Genomic DNA, 18282 nt, shown 5'->3' on the forward strand with positions numbered 1-18282 from the left:
CCAATGAAATTAATTATTGGCCTGGGCAATCCGGGCTCTCAATATGAAAAAACACGCCACAACGTGGGCTTCCACGTTGTGGATTTGCTTGCGCATACCCATGCGTTCCGCTGGGAACGTCGTGGTCGGGCCATGATCGCCAGCGGCACCATTGGATATGAAAAGGTGGTACTCGTAAAGCCAACTACCTATATGAACAACAGTGGAGAGGCCGTTGGCGAACTGGTACGCTGGTTTAAGATCGAGCCCGAAGATATCCTGGTCATCTATGATGAACTCGATCTACCGATCGGCCATATCCGTCTGCGCGCCCGTGGTAGCTCTGGTGGACACAATGGGATCAATAGCTTGATCAGCCACCTGCATACCAACGAATTTCCACGCCTGCGCGTCGGCATCGGTCGACCCGCCAATAAGCATATCGACACCATCAATCATGTACTGGGTGTTCCGGCAAGCTCCGAACAGATCGAGCTAGAGATCGCCGAAAGCAAAGCAGCCGAAGCGATACCTCTCTACCTGGAAAAAGGGCTGGACGCCGCCATGAATATCATCAACGTAGATCCCGAAGCGCAACGCAAGGCCGAAGAGAAACGCCGCCTCAAACAGGAACGCCGCGAACAAGAAAAGAGGCGCAAAGAAGAAGAGTTTGCGCGGCAGGCTGCCGCCGCGCAGGCAGATTCCCTCCCCACTGATGGCCAGGCCACCTCAAACTGACTTGGCGTCCCTGAGGGCATTGCCTGGGGCGCTGACGCGCCCCATATTTATTTAATAGGGTCCATGCAAAATAGGTGCCTGGGGCACCTATTTTGCATGGACCCTATTAAATAAATATCTTTGAGCGCCGTAGGCGCGTATCGTCAAGGGCCGAAGGCACAAATGCCAGCGGCGCGCAAGCGCACATACTCTTGCACAGCACTCAAGGATGATCTACAATTGAACGGAAGTTCTTGCTGAACTCTTTCTCGTCGATGGAGAGAAAAATGTATCATCCAAGCACACGCTTGCTAACCATCCTGGATCTCTTGCAGATGCATCCCTATTTAAGTGGAGAAGAACTGGCCCGGCGCCTGGAAGTTGAGCCGAGGACGGTACGGCGCTACATCGGAATGCTTCAAGATATGGGGATGCCCATAGAGGGGAGCCGGGGGCCCGGTGGGGGCTATCGCTTACGACCGGGATTTAAATTGCCGCCACTCTTGTTTACAGAAGAAGAGGCTACCGCAGTCATGCTAGGGCTGCTGGGAACATCCTGGCTGGAAATAGATCTCTCGGCAACAGCGGTAGAAGGCGCGCTGGCCAAAGTATATCGCATACTACCGGCGAAAGGTCGTGAACGTCTGCAAGCATTCTCAACCAATATGATGCTTTCTCCTCAACAAAAGGATACGCGCCCCGATTCCTCACTACTGGTTCGTCTGAGCGAAGCGGCGCACACCCATCGACGCGTAACGATAGCATATAGCTCACATCACAACCAGGACAGCACACGCACGATCGAGCCCTACGGCATCGCGGGATGGAAAGGCCACTGGTACGTAGTGGGCTATTGCATGCTGCGTCAGTCGTATCGCATGTTTCGGCTGGATCGTATCCTCCAGGTACAGATCCATGAAGAAACATTTGTGCCCGATAAAGATTTCGATTACCAGGACTACATCCTGAAACACCTGGTTACGGTTCCTCCCAGGTGGCTGATCGAGGTAGAGTTTCAGGAAGAGTTGCACCTGGTACAACATAAAATTCCTTCGACGCATGGCAAGTTGACGCCCACACCAACTGGAGTACTCTTTCAAACCCATCATGTCGACCTGCCATCGATGGCTCGCTACCTGATGAATCTCAACATTCCATTTGTGATCCACCAACCGCCAGAACTACGCACAACCTTGCTCGAACTGGCACAAGAGATGGTGCGTATCGCGCATGCTGGCTTCGATACTCATGCAGAATGAGTCTACTCCCGTCACCCTGGGGGTACGTGATAGTCCCCCCACGCGCGTCCGCTGCGCGGCCGCGCTGGTTTTATGGGTTGGTGCCGGGGGGTGCGGATGCGCCCCCCGGTACCAACCCATAACGGACTCGGGAGCCACCGCAGGTGCAAAACCGTCATACATATATGGGTGCATGGGGTGGGGTGCGCATCCGCGCACCCCACCCCATGCACCCTATAAAAAACCAGCGCGGACACGCGTGTGAGGGTGCTCACGTACCCCAGTAAGGTGAGAGTAAGGCTCACTCTCACAACAAATATGACTTCAAAAGCTTTTGCTGAAATTTATATTATAACGTTTGAAATTATTCTGTGATAAGACAAAAGAGGCAAAGTGTACCGTCCTGTCTAGACGAGAGCCCAGGTAGTACGGTATGATAACTAAAGTATGGAACAAGGGCAAGGCAAACGACACCCCCACGGCAAGCACGGAGGGGGTGCTGTTTGTACTGTCTAGTGCTGGAGGTCGAATTGACATTACAGGGTTTATTAACACTGCTGATACAACGGCCAGAGTTTCGCCGTTTACAAGAAAAAATACAACATGCTGAAGGAATTCCTGCGCTCACCGGCATCACCGAGGCTGCGCGCCCCTATATCGCCGCCAGCCTGGCGCGTGCGTTAAAGCAGCCCATGCTGATTGTTGCCAGCGATGAGGCAGAGGCGACTCAAATGACCGAGGTACTCAAAGCCTTCGTTCCTAATCCCAGCGATGTCTTTTGCTTACCAGATCGCAATGCTCTTCCCTACGAGCGCTTGATTGGTGACGCCCTGACCACCCAGCGCCGTATGCAAGCGTTGATTGCCATGGTTGAACGGGAGCGCACCCCTATTGTTATCTGCTCGGCGCGTGCGCTTACCCAGCCGGTGATTCCGCCCCAGGAGCTCTCGGCATCCCTGTTCCGCTTACAGACGGAGCAAGAAACAGATCTCAATATGCTGATCGAGCACCTCTACAACCTTGGTTATGAGCCTGTCGCAGAGGTAGAGGAGACGGGCCAGTTTAGCCATCGTGGTGGTATCATCGACCTGTTTCCACCGACGCTTCCACGACCGGTACGCGTCGAGTTCTTTGGCGATGAAATTGAATCGATCCGTACGTTTGACCAGGAGACACAGCGCTCCCTGAATACGATCGAGTCGTGTATTATCGGGCCTGCGCGCGAGGCGCTTCCTGGTCGAGGAATCGCGGCGGCTAAAGAATTAGCCCAACTGGATAGCCGCACGCTACACAAAGATGCGGAAGAACGCTGGAAGCATGACATTGAATTGCTCGCCCAGCAACGCTCGTTTGAGGATATCGCCTTCTATCTGCCCTACCTGCATAGCCCGGCCAGCGTGCTCGATTACCTACCAGCCAATGGCCTGCTGATTATAGATAATCCGGCCAGTGTGCAAAATCATATTCAGGAACTGGATCTGCAGGCACAGGAAATTAAAGAGCAACATGAGAAAGAGCATGAGAATCCAGCTCGCCTGCGCAACGCCTGCCTGGAATGGAAACAACTGGAACCACAGATTCAGCAGCGGCGTCAACTACGTTTTGCCGACATCCTCTCGACCGCCGAAAGCGAATTTGATATGCGCCAGCAGGGTGGAACGGAGAATTTAGTTCCCCCCTGCAGCAGCGCCAATTCATATGGCGGCCGCCTGCGAGCATTTGTGCAGGACTGTCGTAAAGCGCTGGATAACCGCGATCGCGTGATCATTGTAACCATGCAGGCGCGACGCATGGCCGAGGTACTCAGCGATGAGAGCATTCTACACGATCAAACCATTGAGGTCAGCCCCGGCACCAACATCAATCAATTGCCGGAAGCCGGCACGCTAACCCTGATCCAGGGACAGCTTACCGAAGGCTGGCAATCGCGCTCATTGGCGCTCTATATCTATACCGATACAGAGATCTTTGGCTGGTCGAAACGGCGCAATGTCCAGCGCCGCAAACCGGTCACGCCAGCCTCGTTCCTGGCCGAGGTCAATCCCGGCGACTATGTTGTTCACCAGGAACACGGCATCGGACGCTTCGAGGGGCTGGTGAAGATGAATCTCACCGGCGTCGAGCGCGAATATCTCTTAATCCATTACGCAGGGACGGACAAGCTGTACATCCCAACCGATCAACTCGACCGCATTACGCGCTATATAGGGATGGGAGACGCGGTTCCCGCTTTGAGCAAGCTGGGCACCACCGAATGGACACGTGCGAAATCCAAAGTGAAAGAGAATGTACAGGATGTCGCCCGTGAGCTGTTGCGCCTCTATAGCGTGCGCGAAGCGGCACAGGGGCATCCCTTTCCGCCAGATTCGGAGCAGCCATGGCTACAAGAACTAGAAGACGGCTTCCCCTATCAAGAAACACCTGATCAACAGCGAGCGATCGATGAGGTCAAGGCGGATATGGAACTGCCACGGCCCATGGATCGGCTGGTCTGCGGTGATGTAGGCTACGGCAAAACTGAGGTAGCGCTCCGAGCTGCCTTCAAGTGCGTACTCGATCAGCGGCAGGTCGCCATCCTCGTTCCCACCACCGTTCTGGCCCTGCAGCACTACAACAACTTTAAGGAGCGCCTCAAAGCCTATCCCGTTCGCGTCGAGCTGCTCAGTCGCTTCCGTTCCGAAAAGGAGCAAAAGCAAATCCTGGAAGACCTGGCAATGGGTAAAGTAGACATTATCATCGGCACCCATCGCCTGCTGCAAAAAGACGTGGTCTTCTTGAATCTGGGGCTACTGGTCGTCGACGAAGAACAACGCTTCGGCGTCATCCATAAAGAGCGCCTGAAACAGCTACGGGCGGAGATCGACGTGCTGACAATGACCGCCACGCCTATTCCGCGTACACTGCATATGTCGCTGGTCAATCTACGCGACATGAGCATCATTGAGACGCCGCCGCAGGAGCGCCTACCCATTCGCACGACGATTCGTGAGTATGACGATGCGTTGATACGTGAGGCCATTCTGCGCGAGATCGACCGGGGCGGCCAGGTCTTCTTCGTGCATAACCGGGTCCAGGGCATCCAGGTGCTGGCCCAGAAGTTACAACGCCTGATTCCGGAAGCTCGTGTCATCGTTGGTCACGGGCAGATGAATGAAGAACAACTTGAACGCGTCATGGTTGGCTTCTCTAATGGGGATTATGATGTACTGATCTCCACGACGATCATTGAAAATGGACTGGACATTCCAAATGCCAATACGATCATCGTCAATAATGCCGCATTCTTCGGCCTCTCACAGCTCTATCAGTTACGTGGACGTGTAGGGCGTGCCACGCAGCAGGCCTATGCCTACTTCTTCTATGGCAAAAATGCCAGGCTGACACCGGTACAGGAAAAACGGTTGCGCGCCATCTTCGAGGCAACCGAGTTAGGGGCTGGCTTCCGCATCGCCATGAAGGACCTGGAGATCCGTGGCGCAGGCAGCTTGCTGGGCGCGGAACAATCGGGTTTCATGAATTCAGTCGGCTTTGATCTCTACTGTAAGCTACTTTCAGATGCTGTTCAGGAGCTACAGGGTAAGCAGGCGGAAATGGGAATGCCCTCGACCTCGGTCGATCTCCCAGTCGATGCCTACCTGCCCGACGAATACATCGGCGATCGCACACTCAAAGTCAATTTCTATCAGCGCCTCGCCAATCTCAAAGGTCCCGAGCAGGTAGAAGCCATGGCGGCGGAGATGACCGACCGCTTCGGACCCGTACCCGAACCGGTACACAACCTGCTTGAGCTAGTCAACCTGAAAGTCGAGGCGGCCCAGCTGGGATACGAAGCCATCGCCATCAAAGACAACGAATTAATCTTAACAGTCAAGCGCAACGTGGTACCTAATCGCATCATGCTCTATCGTCGCTTCCGCAACGAGGCGCGCGTGCAACAGGGGGTCATCCGCATCCCCCGACGCTTGCTTGGGCCCACCTGGATGAAGCAGCTAAAAGAACTGCTGCCCGTCATCACAGCATCAGCCTCATCCACCGCATCCTGAACACAAATATGAGAAAGAAGGGATAAATGTCAGGGACGCGCCAAAAGCGCGTCCCTGACATTTATCCCTTCTTTCTCATACCTCACCATTTTTTATTGACGGCGTGTATGCATCAGGTGGAACATGAGAGCCTGCTTGTAATCGAGCACGCTGACCAGGCCGGTCTTCATCACCTGGTTGGCCAGATTCAGCAGGGTTGAAACGACCTGTAGACGCGTCTCATCGAAGCGAGCCTGTTGGCGTAACATTTCCAGCAACTGGGTAGGGCTCTGATTAGAGATCTCAAGGCCAGCTGAAATAGCTTCGACCCGTAGCCAGATCACAAGCTGGTGGCGCATCTGCTCAAAGATCGCCAGGTCATCTTCGCCCGCCGTCATCACTTCGCGGTTTCCATGAGACGTCGCGGCTGCGAGAGGACTATTAGGGGCAACGGGAAAATTCGCGGGAGCAGATGCTCGCGCGGCAGCTGGCGCGGCCGGACTCGCTGGCGGTGCAGAGACTGCCGGGGCGGGTGCGGTCTCACTTAATGGCGAAGTCGGCGGACGCGTACCATTGCCTGTAGACGTCCTGCTTTGTCTGGAAACCGGCATAGTAGGCGCGGTAACAGATGTTTGTGCTGGCGGCGCGCTACGATTCACCGGGGCAGCATTTTTATTCTCCTGTGGCTGCGTGAGCGAATCCAATTTGCGTGCCACGGGCTGGGGAGCCGCCGTCTCAGCTGGCCGGCCCGTTCTGGCAGCAGGAGGTGGCATAGTAGCAGGTGTCGCGGCAGCCACCGGTTGGGCAGACCCTACGCGACCATCCGCGGCCGGAGCAACTGGCTGGTTCTGACGTTGCGGCGCCACCGGCTTCCTGGCAGCCGGAGCTTCAACGTCGCTCCTCCCCGGCTGTTGCACCGAAGGATAGCTAGCCGAACTGGCCGAACCTGGTGTAGCAGCAGGTCGACGAGCGGCCCCAGTGGTCGCATATTGATTGGCAGAGCTGGCACCAACCCCGACCGGCTGGGCCACGGCGGCAGCGGCCGGGGTGGCCATCGGGCGAGCTTCGCCACGAATCTCCTGCATCTGCTGCTGCAACAACATAGTCGAGTTGGCGACCTGCTCCCATGTCGGCTCAGACCGTCCACTAATGCTGGGCGTACTCCACGAAACCACTGGACGCGGGCTTCCAAAGGGCGGCGTACCTGGCGTGGACTTCTGGCCTGTCAGGTGATGCCGCAGATTCTGGGTCACCGTCGACGCGCACGAGCTAATGAGTAAACGGATATCCGACATTCTGCGGCGGCCCTGGCTCCCAAAGAAATTGCGATTGCGTTGCACAAACTGGATAAACAGCCGCTCGATCTGATGCTGAAAATCCGTAGACATGAGGTCGATACGACTCCAGGCAGTAAAATCGACAGAGCTAAGATAGAGCCACACTTCCTGACGCTTCGAACGGTCAACTGGACGCATCTGTAATGACTCGGTGCGATGATCAAAAAAACGTGGATAGCAGAAATTAGCGATCAGCGTCTCAGCTAATTCAGCTTTTAAGCGTGCGATTTCCGCAGGCGGGAGTTGACCTAAATAAATGCCCATCCTACATCCTCTTTCATTTTACTGCGGGCATGCCATAGAGAATTGGTGATGCCGCTCACTATTCATTAGTCGACAATTGTTATTGGCATCAACTGCAGCGTATGTGTACCCGGGTTGGCAGTAACTGTACGCGGTGCATGCAAAACCTGCAACGGCAGCCGAGCTTGTACATCCATTATTGTACTCGATGTCTGTACTTGTGGTAAAAGGGCAATGGACATCTGTGCTAGCCCATTTGGAATACCACTCTTTTGTAGATTAAACGTACGAGTCATGAGTCGCACGATTGAGCCAGCTTTCCAACTCTGTGTAGGACACCAGGCAAGTTCAGGCATATCCATACTGGCAATATATTCCTGCCCGTTGCTCCCCTTCAATAACGTGGTCACCTGTAATGGTTGCTTACTCGGCTGCTCTACGCGCCAATAGGTCGTCAGCGACCCATAGCCATTGGTGCGGCTAAAAGGACTACTGGCGCCCACCTCAAATCCAGCCAGGTCCATATGTCCACCGCCAGGTTGCTTGAAGTCAACCTGCAACGAATTCTTCACCTCTTGAGGTGAAACGTATATATTTGAACAGAAGCTCGCCGGCAGGTCAAACAACAGAGATGCCGGATCGGATGGCTGTCCGCCGCCTGTAGACGGTAAGATACGCGGTGCTGATAGCCCACGCTTCAACAACAGATACCCATCCTGAGCAGCCAGCACGCCATAGTTCCCACTAGCCAGCACAGTTTTAACCTCGCTCGTATATTGCTGAGCTTCAAAATAGGGATAGATATCTCCCGTTACATCTAATAAAACGTATTCAGCCAGCCGATCCGCGGGCCGACCATTCAGATATTTCGGATCGGCGGCATACGGGAACATATAGATGCTCGCGCGGTGACTCAGGTGCGGCACCAGTTTTGTCTGCGCCGATACCGAGGCATCCTCTGGAATCATATCCATAAAGTGCTGAGCCAGGTCCATATGCGGCGTGGTCTGCGGCCATTGAAAACCGATCGAGAATGGCAGCTGACCATGGAAATAATAGTCTGAACGTAAGGCGCTAAAGATGACCCCAAGCACCAGCACCCAGGTCAAAATGCGAGGCAAGAAGCGTCCTATATCTGAGCTGGTCCGCGCCAGAACGATCCCGCGACTGGCCAGCGCAGCCAGGGCGTGGCGCGCCAGCCAACGCACAACCACCAGAGCCTCAATGGTAGAAAAAATGATTACCGGCACGACTTCAGCATTATAGTGGAACAGGCCGCTATATTGCTGTGGGTTCGAGCTCAGCAGGTTGATCGCCAGCGAAGGAGTCGCCATGACCAGCACCCATGGTGCCAGCATTGGCAGATAGAAGATGCCGCCGCCGTGCGGTCTGGGTATATAGCCAGCCGGTGCCAGGACAGCGTGAATATACGCCAGGTGATGATACTCAAAGACATATGTATGTAAAAAGGACACCGGGTGCACAAAGGCATCTTTGATCAGAGATCCACCGCCCGCGCTCCCACCGTACCGCGAAATCAGCAACGGCTGGCCGGTTGGGCTGAAGTGCGGCATGATCACTTGGGTAGCGACCACGAACCAGACCAGTCCAAGCAGCGCCAGAGCCAGTCCACTCTTCCAACGGCGCTGAAAGATGACCGACCAGAGGCCGAACGTCAACACGACCAGCGGGATATCCTCTTTGCAGGCCATGGCCAAAAGCGCAAAGACAAACAGCCACAGCGTCTGACGCGTATACATGAAATACAGCATAAACAGCAGCAAGGAGGCCGTCAGCGTCACCGCGTGAAAGTCTGAGGTTGTCGCCTGTAGCTGAGCCGGATAGATCAGGTAGAGCAGCGCAAAGGTCCCTGCCAGCCACTCGTTGCCTAAGCGCAGGCGGGCCAGCCAGTATGCTGGATAGGCACCCAGCGCCACGATAATCGTCTGAATAACAAAAAGGATACGCGGATCAGACCAGATGTAGTAGAACAGGGAAATCGGAAATAAGATAGGCTCAAAATGGATCGCGAAACGCACGTATCCATCCGGGGACGCGCAATTGGTATCGTTGATAATATTGCAGATAGTATCGTGCAGCAGATTACCATGGGCCGTATTCCAGATCGACTGATCCATAATACCAAAGTCTTCAGCATTGGTTTGAAAAGCCAGGTGTCGACCGCCCATGTACAGGATGTAAAAGGCGCTGAAACAGATGACAGCCAAAGTTATCAGGCCCGTCACGATCCAGAATGTTCGGGTACGCGGCAACACCTCTGGAGCAGGGTAAGCGCACCACTGATCGCGCAGATAGACCAGGCGCTTACGCCAGATCTCTTTACCCACAGGCGCTACCTCTTTCTCTCGTTATAGATACCACCTGTCTGGTTGGCAAAGCAGTCCTGCCACCAACGCTCCGTATGGCTTGGTCTATATGCGCTACCAGTTCGGCCCATTGTTTATCCAGACAAAACACATACCGCACCCCTCCGAAGGGCAGCCACACCTGGCATATCCGTTTACCCATCATCGGAAAGAGCATCCGCAGCATTAAACCAGTTCCTGCCTGATACTATATTCTTCGTCGCGCTGGAAAGCATAGTGACGGATCATCTCACTCTGTAAGCCTGCCAGAAAGAACTGCACGCCAAAGATCATCAGGAGGATACCGACAAAGAGCATCGGCTGCTGGTGAATTGGCTCGTGGATCCAGAAGTAGCTGCGCAAAACAATAAAGAGATCGATCAGCACACCCAGCACAAAGGACCAGAAGCCAAGCGGGGCAAACAAGCGCAGTGGCCGACGCAGAAAGGTGGTCAGGAACAGAATGTTCATCAGGTCAATCAGACCCTGAGCGAAACGCTTGGCTCCAAACTTGGAGACACCAAACTGACGCGGATGGTGGGTGACCTTGATCTCTGCCACCCGGAAACCACGGGACTGCGCGATGACCGGAATAAAACGGTGGAAGTCTCCATACAGCTTCAGATGCGGATCTTCAATCACTTCACGGCGATAAGCCTTGAAGCCACAATTGATATCGTGCAGATGAACACCGGTCAGCTGACTCACCATGCCGTTGAAGATACGCGATGGGAACGTTTTAGAGATCGGATCCAGGCGAGGAAATTTCCAGCCCGTGACCAGGTCGTAACCCTCATCCAATTTCTCTAGATAGCGTGGAATCTCCTGTGGATCATCCTGCAGATCGCCATCCATGGTAAACACAACATCACCGCGCGCACGCTCAAAGCCAGCAACCAGACCGGGAGTCTTACCAAAATTGCGGCGAAAACGAATCACGTGCACAACGCCAGGATTCTCCTCGTGGAGAGCCTTCAGAACTTCAAATGTTTTATCAGTACTACCATCGTCTACAAAAATAATTTCATACGATTTACCGAGTTGATTAATTTGCGCCTGAATTCTCTCAAACAGGATACGAACGCTCTCCTGCTCATTCATCAAAGGAACCACAATCGTGATATCAATATGCCTCGATGATAACTCAGGAGTAGCCAGCTCAGACGCGTGTTCTTTTATTGCCATTTCAGATTGCTGCATAGCCTCAGATTCTCCACTCACAACCAAGATTCAACCCGCCTAATGGCTGGTATTCGGGGCTCATTATAGCATACCCTTCTGTGTGAACTATAGGATATGGTACCATTGCTCTTTCTGGTAATACAAACGGATAATAACTAAGAGCAGACACACTACAAGCTCCCACCCATTACTTCATGTGGATGGAGTGCGCGGATACGCGTACGCCAGAACTAGACCTGCGCAAAAAGGTCGGGGCGATCGGTCGTCAACGAGTTTACCCCATCAGCCGCCAGTTGCCGCAGGTCCTCCAGATCATCAACCGTCCACAATCCCAGCTTAAAACCATTCTGGTGCATAATGGAGAGCACTTGCGGAGTGTAGAGCTTGCGGTCCAGGTGAACCCAGTTACATCCGGCCAGGGTTACCTGCTTGCATAACTTTACCAGGCCAGGATCATCGGCCAGCGACCAGACCCGCTCACTCACCAGCGCCCCGGTCACCACGCCAGGCATCAGCCGGCGCAGCCGGGACAGGGCCACCCAATCAAACGAGATAATCAGAACCCGATCCACCATCTTGGCCGCCTGCACCTCGCGCGCCACCAGTTCAGCGAGCCGTGGATAGCGCCCGAACTCACCATCACGCTCACTAAACTTGATCTCGATACAGACCTTCATCCGATTGCGCGCCAGCGCCAGCACCTCGCGCAACGTTGGCATCTGCTCTGCCTGGGGCCAGCCGCCCGGAAAATGGGCCGCCGTATTTAAAGAGCGCAGATAAGCAAAATCCAGGTCCAGCAGATTCCCCTCACCATTGGTCAGACGCTCAACCGTCGCATCATGAAACACCACAATCTGCCCATCACGGCTCAACTGCACATCGAGCTCGATCATATCAACCGGCATCGTCAACGCATTGCGAAAAGCGGCCAGCGTATTTTCTGGTGCCAGGCAAGAGCCGCCACGATGAGCAATGCGCACCAATGAACTTTGAAACATGACCATAAAAACCCCGCTCACTAAACAGCTAAACAATTAAAACGCCATCATCACGCAGATCATTATACAAAGGCAGAATCCACCATGGCAACACAGCCAGACAAAAAGACGCCCAACTATCCAGGCACATCATGTCAGCAAGCTAACCACAAACAAATCAAAATCTGGGCGCCCAAATATTGCTATTTGTCAACCAATATGGTATACTACAGAATACACCAATCGTGTACTGGCCTTAATTGAGCAAGTACATGATAAGGTTCTTCATCTGGGGATGTCGGGTTTCGACAGGCAGTCAGATTGAAGAATTGCAGGCCGAGGTGTCGGTATGCACCCTCGCTAAACAACCGACAAAACAATAGTTGCCAAACCAGCAACAAACAACTTCGCCCTCGCTGCCTAAGAAGTAGCGACGCGACGTCTGCCCGGCTTTTTCTCGTGGGGCCGGTTCCAGGCGTCATACACACGAGATGCGATAACGGCCATCGCCTTCTAACCGTTGTCAAAGACCAGAAGGCCAGCGCTCTAGTATCCAGTTGATGGGAGACCGGGGCGTACAAGCAAAACATCAACTAAGCCTGTAGTACATTCCTCGGTAGGATTGTTTGGACGGGGAGTTCAACTCTCCCCCATCTCCACCACAAAAGCCGCTTGTGAAGCGAGTTCACAGGCGGCTTTCTTTTGCCTCCTTTATTCAACAGTTGAATTAACTTCTACCACAATCGAAGTCTCTCAAATCTTATAGGCGCTTCCATAGTTCCTTATTTTTATCACATGTATAATTCTTTTATACAGTATAATTATGTTTTTATATTGGAGGAAACACTACTGCCATGCAGAAATTTCTGTCACGCCGCTTGAATGATGGCGTATTCTTTGTCATTCTTATGATTGTGTTTGGTGAACTGGCAAGCTTGTTGCACATCAATTCGCTATCTCCATCGGACTCCAATCATTTTATTTTACAGGCACAGGCGTGGTTACACGGTCACCTGGACATGGGGGTGCATCGAAACGACACCATCACCATCAACGGCAAGGTATATATTGTATACCCTTCGTTGCCGGCATTTATGATGCTACCATTCATTGCCGTTCTGGGTGATACATTCAGTGATGTCTGGTTTACATGGATATTTGCATCATTGAGTATCGTTTTGCTGTTTCGAACCCTTGAGGTCATGCGCATTCGCAATATTACCCATCGTCGGCCGTTTGAAAATTTCATCATTGCTATCACCTTTGGGTTTGGCACCATAGCTTTATGGCTCTGCCTGGGCGGCCAGATATGGTTCACAGCCCAGACTGTTAGTGTCTTCTATATTTTGCTCACACTCCATGGTACACTAAGCAGGCGCTGGCCATTAGCAACGCTGAGTGTGGGACTGGTGTTGCTTACACGTGTGCCTGAAGTGTTGATCGGTATTGTTCCCCTGATCGTCTATCTGCACGATCTAGGAATTGGGCGTCGCGTTCAGCAGCAGTGGTACTTTCTACCGAGATACTGGCCATCACTGCGTGAACTGGCCGTCATACTCGCGCCATTCGCTGTTACATTGCTTATACACCTGGTTCATAACCAGCTTTACTTTGGGAGTCCATTGAGCATAGGCTATGATATTCAGAATCAGCAAAATTATCCCAATATCAAATATGGTGTCGTAAGCTGGCACTATATCTGGCCCAATTTTGTGGTTGCTTTCCTGCGCTGGCCAGCCTTTTATTTCAATAGCCCCACCGATGTTCATCCACAGGTTGATCTGATCATCGATGGCATCGGAACAAGTATGTTCTTTAGCACGCCGCTGCTGGCAATCTTTATTTTCGCTCCACAAGGTAAAACACCACAAACCTGGTTGCGTGCCACCTTTTGGGTAACGACCGCGATCATCCTCCTGGCCATACTGATGTATTGTACTACGGGATGGCGCCAGGTCGGGGCTCGCTATGTATACGTGCTCTATCCACTGCTCTTTCTGCTATTGGCCCAACGCGCTGCTCCCATAGATACGCGCTGGATATGTCTGGCAGGCGTAAGTATATTCAACAACCTTTTACTGGCGCAGAGATTCTGGGAAGGGAAATCTTCAATGGAATTTATAGCAGGAAGCGCGGGTATTGTCCTGGTAGCCTGCATCGTTGCTATCGTTATACTCCACAGGCAGAAATATCAGTCTGAAGAATTAACGCCAGCCGAGCCAGAAATGGTCCCCGTGGGGTCTATACATAGCGGTGAATATTCTTAATGCAAGCGCAGCATTTATATAATCCCTGCCGGTAGCAAATAGCAAGCCACTCATTTGGAAACGCTGCTCACTCGCGGATAGCTCTGCCGCGAGTGAGCGGCGTTTCCAAATGCTTTTTACAACAATATTGCAAAAATTAAATGTTTGATTTGTCACATTTATTATACTTAAAAATAGATTTTTGCTTTCTGCACCCTTACACATAGCAAGTGCCTTTGTTCCATAAAGCTCTGATCTTTATTTTATTGCTGCATTAATTTGAGGAAAGAAAGGAAGTGTTTATAATGAACAAATCTCGCACCCTGAGTATCGCTTTTGTGCTCTTCCTTGTAGCTGGTTTCGCCAGCTTACCCACACAAGCCTCCGCCCATGCAAGCTCGTATCAACCTGTGAAAGCACAATCCGATCGTTGGTTTTCACATTCTTCTTCCCTTCAACATCCTGTTCACATGGCTGGTGAACAAGACGCGCCGGTGACAACAATTATAGGAGGGCAGGGTACAATCGCTGCCAGCAGTACAAATGGGGGTTCGGTATCCTGCAACGCGAATACACATATATCCGGAGGCGGATATGCACTACTCGATAAAGATGGAAAGCCTGCAAGTCTAAAGGATGTCTTTGTTTTAGCAAGCGCTCCATTTAAAACAAATGATGGGACAGAAGCATGGGGGGTGAGCATCAATAATACTACAACCTCTCCTATCACTGTAGAGGTTTATGCAGTTTGCATTTCATAAGAAGCGTTCTAGCTACGCCAGATGCTTCTTTCACTTATCTGTCATGATAGACCTATAACTATCATGATACAAATGAAGGAGAGGGCCGGATGCCCTACCTCTGGCTTCATGCAAAGCCACTTGTTGAAACATTACGTGATCAGGCCGCCTGCCCACAAAATCAGGCGGCCTTTTGCCTGACAAATCGAGCCGTCAAATTGTAGCGGGGCAATCCATTACTCTTTTGCAAAGCTTGCCAAAAAAGTTATATCGGCGCATGATTATGGTGGGCAGAAAACGGGGATATCGTACTAAAATACGAGTGGATAATTTGTATTGAGATGCATATACCAGAAGAAGGATGCTCACCATGTTACGCCATATACACCAGCGGTCAGATGCAGTTATTATGAGGATGTTTGTGGGTAGTCTGTTGTGTATGCTGGCTGCGTGTACATCGGCGAGCCCGACAGGTCCTACCCATACAGGCACAAGCCCGACGGCGGCAACTGCTCCATCGCCAACTCCACGTCCTACCCCAACCCCAAAGACACGTGTGGCGCCATCCCACTATACGGCTCAGGTAATCCTACGGGGAAAAGGACATCCAGACGACCTGGCGCAGGACCGGCAGGGACATCTCCTGTTTAGCGATGATACCACCGGAACTATCGACCGCCTGAACAGCGATGGTTCGGTGACGATTCTGCTACGCGATCCCGCGGGACCAGAAGGGCTGGTTGTGCTGGCCGATGGCACCATTATGTTCGGCGAACAGACTACGAACCGTATCATGAAGCTGGCTCCCGGCTCTCAGACAGCGACGGTCGTGCGCGATCTTCCGGGGCACGATAGCCAGGCAACCTGCAAACATGGGGTCGATGGGATCGCCCTTGATCCAAAAACCAACACCTTGATCGTGCCGGATAGTCCAATTGGGAACGTTTATCGGATGAGCCTGGATGGCAAAACGTTACATCTCCTGGCGGCAGGGATCAGCCGACCGGTGGGCGCCAGCGTTGATAGCAATGGCACCGTTTTTGTAGCCGATGAGTGCGGCGGGGCCATCTGGAAGATCACCCCATCCGGCATGGTCACACGCATTGGCGGCTTTGCGATGCCAGACGACATAATCCCCGATGGCTACGGCAATCTGCTAGTCGTCGACCTGGCTCAAGCGGTCCATGCCTTCATCCGTTTTAATCCCGCCAGTGGCAAGAAAGAGATCCTGGATAGTCAACGCTATATTGAGCCACAGGGGATCCTCAGCGACAGCAGCGGACATATCTATGTCTCAGATGATGCGGCCAATGTCATCGTCAAATATACTCCGATCCCTTGAGAAAAGGATGTGTGAACGGCATCAGCTGCCACGCATCTCATCCTCTTCGCGTGCATATCCTGACGGATAACGACACATCTAACAACAACTATGAAAAGTAATATAAGCAAATCCACCACAAAAAGGGAAGATATTCGACCCTTTTTTTGTTATAGGTTAGATAGAAAACGTTATCTTTTTGTTCCAGGGAGATCAGGCATGCATGATGAGCACAGACAAGTATTTCATGGGAGATTTGAAACAGCATCGCAGGGGGAGATAGAAGCTGTAAAGGTGGAGAAACCGGTTGCATCGGGGTCCGTTACCCATTTACCAGGACAGGTGCATCCGGGGGTGAATAAGTGGGCTGTACTTATTTTAGCCGCTTCAAGCGGCTTTTTGACGACGTTAGATAGTTCGATTGTTAATATTGGCCTTCCCGCCATTTCAAACACCTTCCATGTGGGGGTAAGTGGGGAGATCGAGTGGATTATTATTGGCTACCTGGTTGTGATCGCGGCCGTCTTGCTGACCTTTGGTCGCCTGGCGGATTTAATCGGGCGCAAGCCTATCTTCTTAGCTGGCCTGATCGTCTTTATCAGCGGATCCGCCTTGTGCGGAATGGCGCCATCCCTGCTGATGTTGATCCTGGCGCGCATCTTTCAGGGGGTGGGGGGCGCAATGATCTTCGCGGTTAACATCGCCATGATCACCAGCACCTTTCCAAATAATGAACGCGGATTGGCGCTGGGATTGAACGCGGTTGTGGTATCGCTGGGCGTCAGCGCGGGGCCAACTATTGGGGGACTGATCACTCAATATTTGACCTGGCGTTGGATCTTCTATGTCAACGTGCCACTGGGCCTGCTGGTGTTATGCGCCGCCTTTTATGTCTATCGAGAGATTCGGCCGGCTCACGGACAAAGCAGCCGTTTTGATCCCCTGGGTGCCACCTTGCTGGCCATTGGGCTCTCAACGCTCACCCTGGGACTCTCCTTTGGCCAGGAGTGGGGCTGGTTGTCGGCCGGATTAATCGTTACTCTGGTCATCAGTATTATCGCATTGGGATCGGCAATCTACGTCGAGAGCCGTATAGCTCATCCCATTTTAGATTTAAACCTGATCCGCAATCGTACATTTGCCTTTGCCAATATCACCTTTATGCTGTGCATGATGGCCCTGTTCGCACCAGGTTTTCTGATGCCATTCTACTTTGAGCAGTTACGACACTTCACCACCGAGCAGACGGGGCTGATGCTGACACCACTACCACTGACGATGGCCATTCTGGCTCCCTTGAGCGGCGCGCTGGCGGATCGTATCGGCTCGCGCTGGCTCTCGCCCATTGGACTGGCCATAGCTTGTTTCGGGCTCTTCTTGCTCTCTGAGATAAGCGCGCAGAGCACGCTGTGGGATATTATCTGGCGGCTGCTGGTTATCGGTATTGGCCAGGGCATCTTTCAATCACCCAATACACGTACCATGATGGGGGCCGCGCCGCGTTCGGCCCAGGGTGAGGCGTCCGGCCTGCTGGCCACCGGACGCGTCATCGGCCAGGCATTGAGTGTGGCGATGATGGGCACAATCTTTGCCAGTCTGGGTGGCTCCATAGCCGGAAATCTACTCGCCAGCCAAACGCACTCACTATCGCCTGCAAGGATTTCTTCGCTGCAACAGATGTTCATGGGCGGCTTCCACGCCGCATTGATGGGCTGTGCCGCCTTTGCGGCCCTGGGTATCTTTAGCGCGATGGCACGAGGCAAGGGGACGGCCGCGGAGTCGGCACAGTAAGAGAGAAGCACTGCTGGCTGTTCAAGCCAGCAGTGCTTCTCTCTTACCGCATATGAATCTTATGGCGATTCTGAAGCCTGTAATCCACAGTCAAAAATATTGTCTTTTAAGTGAAAGTAGGCT

Annotated in this window: 11 protein-coding genes and 1 other RNA gene; 8 read left to right on the forward strand and 4 right to left on the reverse strand. The window is 52.7% G+C overall.

Going from position 1 to position 18282, the window contains the following annotated elements:
* The first annotated feature begins 3 nt into the window (after positions 1 to 3).
* The 3 genes from pth to mfd all read left to right on the forward strand — a co-directional run bounded on the left by pth (position 4) and on the right by mfd (position 5977).
* Positions 4 to 717, forward strand: a complete 714-nt coding sequence (gene pth / locus AABA21_RS18275; RefSeq protein WP_338252667.1) for an aminoacyl-tRNA hydrolase — start codon at positions 4 to 6, stop codon at positions 715 to 717.
* A gap of 266 nt (positions 718 to 983) precedes the next feature.
* Positions 984 to 1955: a helix-turn-helix transcriptional regulator gene (locus AABA21_RS18280; protein WP_338252669.1), complete on the forward strand. Its 972-nt coding sequence runs from the start codon at positions 984 to 986 to the stop codon at positions 1953 to 1955.
* 482 nt (positions 1956 to 2437) lie between these two features.
* Positions 2438 to 5977, forward strand: a complete 3540-nt coding sequence (gene mfd / locus AABA21_RS18285) for a transcription-repair coupling factor (protein ID WP_338252672.1) — start codon at positions 2438 to 2440, stop codon at positions 5975 to 5977.
* Between the two features lie 92 nt (positions 5978 to 6069).
* Here the strand turns inward: mfd and AABA21_RS18290 are convergent, their stop codons facing one another.
* The 4 genes from AABA21_RS18290 to AABA21_RS18305 all read right to left on the reverse strand — a co-directional run bounded on the left by AABA21_RS18290 (position 6070) and on the right by AABA21_RS18305 (position 12088).
* Positions 6070 to 7557 carry a hypothetical protein gene (locus AABA21_RS18290; RefSeq protein WP_338252674.1) on the reverse strand — a complete coding sequence of 496 codons (1488 nt, stop codon included), beginning with the start codon at positions 7555 to 7557 and terminating at the stop codon, positions 6070 to 6072.
* A 65-nt stretch (positions 7558 to 7622) separates the two neighbouring features.
* Positions 7623 to 9884, reverse strand: coding sequence for a DUF2079 domain-containing protein (locus AABA21_RS18295; RefSeq protein ID WP_338252676.1), 2262 nt, complete (start codon positions 9882 to 9884; stop codon positions 7623 to 7625).
* 204 nt (positions 9885 to 10088) lie between these two features.
* Entirely contained in the window at positions 10089 to 11102 is a 1014-nt protein-coding gene (locus tag AABA21_RS18300; RefSeq protein WP_338252678.1) for a glycosyltransferase family 2 protein, read from the reverse strand.
* A gap of 212 nt (positions 11103 to 11314) precedes the next feature.
* Positions 11315 to 12088, reverse strand: coding sequence for a glycerophosphodiester phosphodiesterase (locus AABA21_RS18305; RefSeq protein ID WP_338252680.1), 774 nt, complete (start codon positions 12086 to 12088; stop codon positions 11315 to 11317).
* Positions 12089 to 12352: 264 nt separating this feature from the next.
* Between AABA21_RS18305 and ssrA the strand changes: the two genes are divergently transcribed.
* The 5 genes from ssrA (at position 12353) to AABA21_RS18330 (ending at position 18159) form a co-directional block, all read left to right on the forward strand.
* Positions 12353 to 12723: a transfer-messenger RNA gene (gene ssrA / locus AABA21_RS18310) on the forward strand.
* Between the two features lie 192 nt (positions 12724 to 12915).
* Positions 12916 to 14328, forward strand: a complete 1413-nt coding sequence (locus AABA21_RS18315; protein WP_338252682.1) for a hypothetical protein — start codon at positions 12916 to 12918, stop codon at positions 14326 to 14328.
* Positions 14329 to 14612: 284 nt separating this feature from the next.
* Positions 14613 to 15068: a hypothetical protein gene (locus AABA21_RS18320; protein ID WP_338252683.1), complete on the forward strand. Its 456-nt coding sequence runs from the start codon at positions 14613 to 14615 to the stop codon at positions 15066 to 15068.
* Positions 15069 to 15417: 349 nt separating this feature from the next.
* A complete protein-coding gene (locus tag AABA21_RS18325) occupies positions 15418 to 16389 on the forward strand; it encodes a Vgb family protein (protein WP_338252685.1) in 972 nt (323 codons plus the stop codon).
* 198 nt (positions 16390 to 16587) lie between these two features.
* Positions 16588 to 18159: an MFS transporter gene (locus tag AABA21_RS18330; protein ID WP_338252687.1), complete on the forward strand. Its 1572-nt coding sequence runs from the start codon at positions 16588 to 16590 to the stop codon at positions 18157 to 18159.
* Positions 18160 to 18282: the final 123 nt, after the last annotated feature.

The sequence above is a fragment of the Dictyobacter halimunensis genome (assembly GCF_036245075.1).

Bases quoted from the DNA above. Each gene is read 5' to 3' on its own strand.
- pth (WP_338252667.1), top strand. From the start codon at position 4: ATGAAATTAATTATTGGCCTGGGCAATCCGGGCTCTCAATATGAAAAA.
- AABA21_RS18280 (WP_338252669.1), top strand. From the start codon at position 984: ATGTATCATCCAAGCACACGCTTGCTAACCATCCTGGATCTCTTGCAG.
- AABA21_RS18290 (WP_338252674.1), bottom strand. From the start codon at position 7,557: ATGGGCATTTATTTAGGTCAACTCCCGCCTGCGGAAATCGCACGCTTA.
- AABA21_RS18300 (WP_338252678.1), bottom strand. From the start codon at position 11,102: ATGCAGCAATCTGAAATGGCAATAAAAGAACACGCGTCTGAGCTGGCT.
- AABA21_RS18305 (WP_338252680.1), bottom strand. From the start codon at position 12,088: ATGGTCATGTTTCAAAGTTCATTGGTGCGCATTGCTCATCGTGGCGGC.
- AABA21_RS18315 (WP_338252682.1), top strand. From the start codon at position 12,916: ATGCAGAAATTTCTGTCACGCCGCTTGAATGATGGCGTATTCTTTGTC.
- AABA21_RS18320 (WP_338252683.1), top strand. From the start codon at position 14,613: ATGAACAAATCTCGCACCCTGAGTATCGCTTTTGTGCTCTTCCTTGTA.
- AABA21_RS18325 (WP_338252685.1), top strand. From the start codon at position 15,418: ATGTTACGCCATATACACCAGCGGTCAGATGCAGTTATTATGAGGATG.
- AABA21_RS18330 (WP_338252687.1), top strand. From the start codon at position 16,588: ATGCATGATGAGCACAGACAAGTATTTCATGGGAGATTTGAAACAGCA.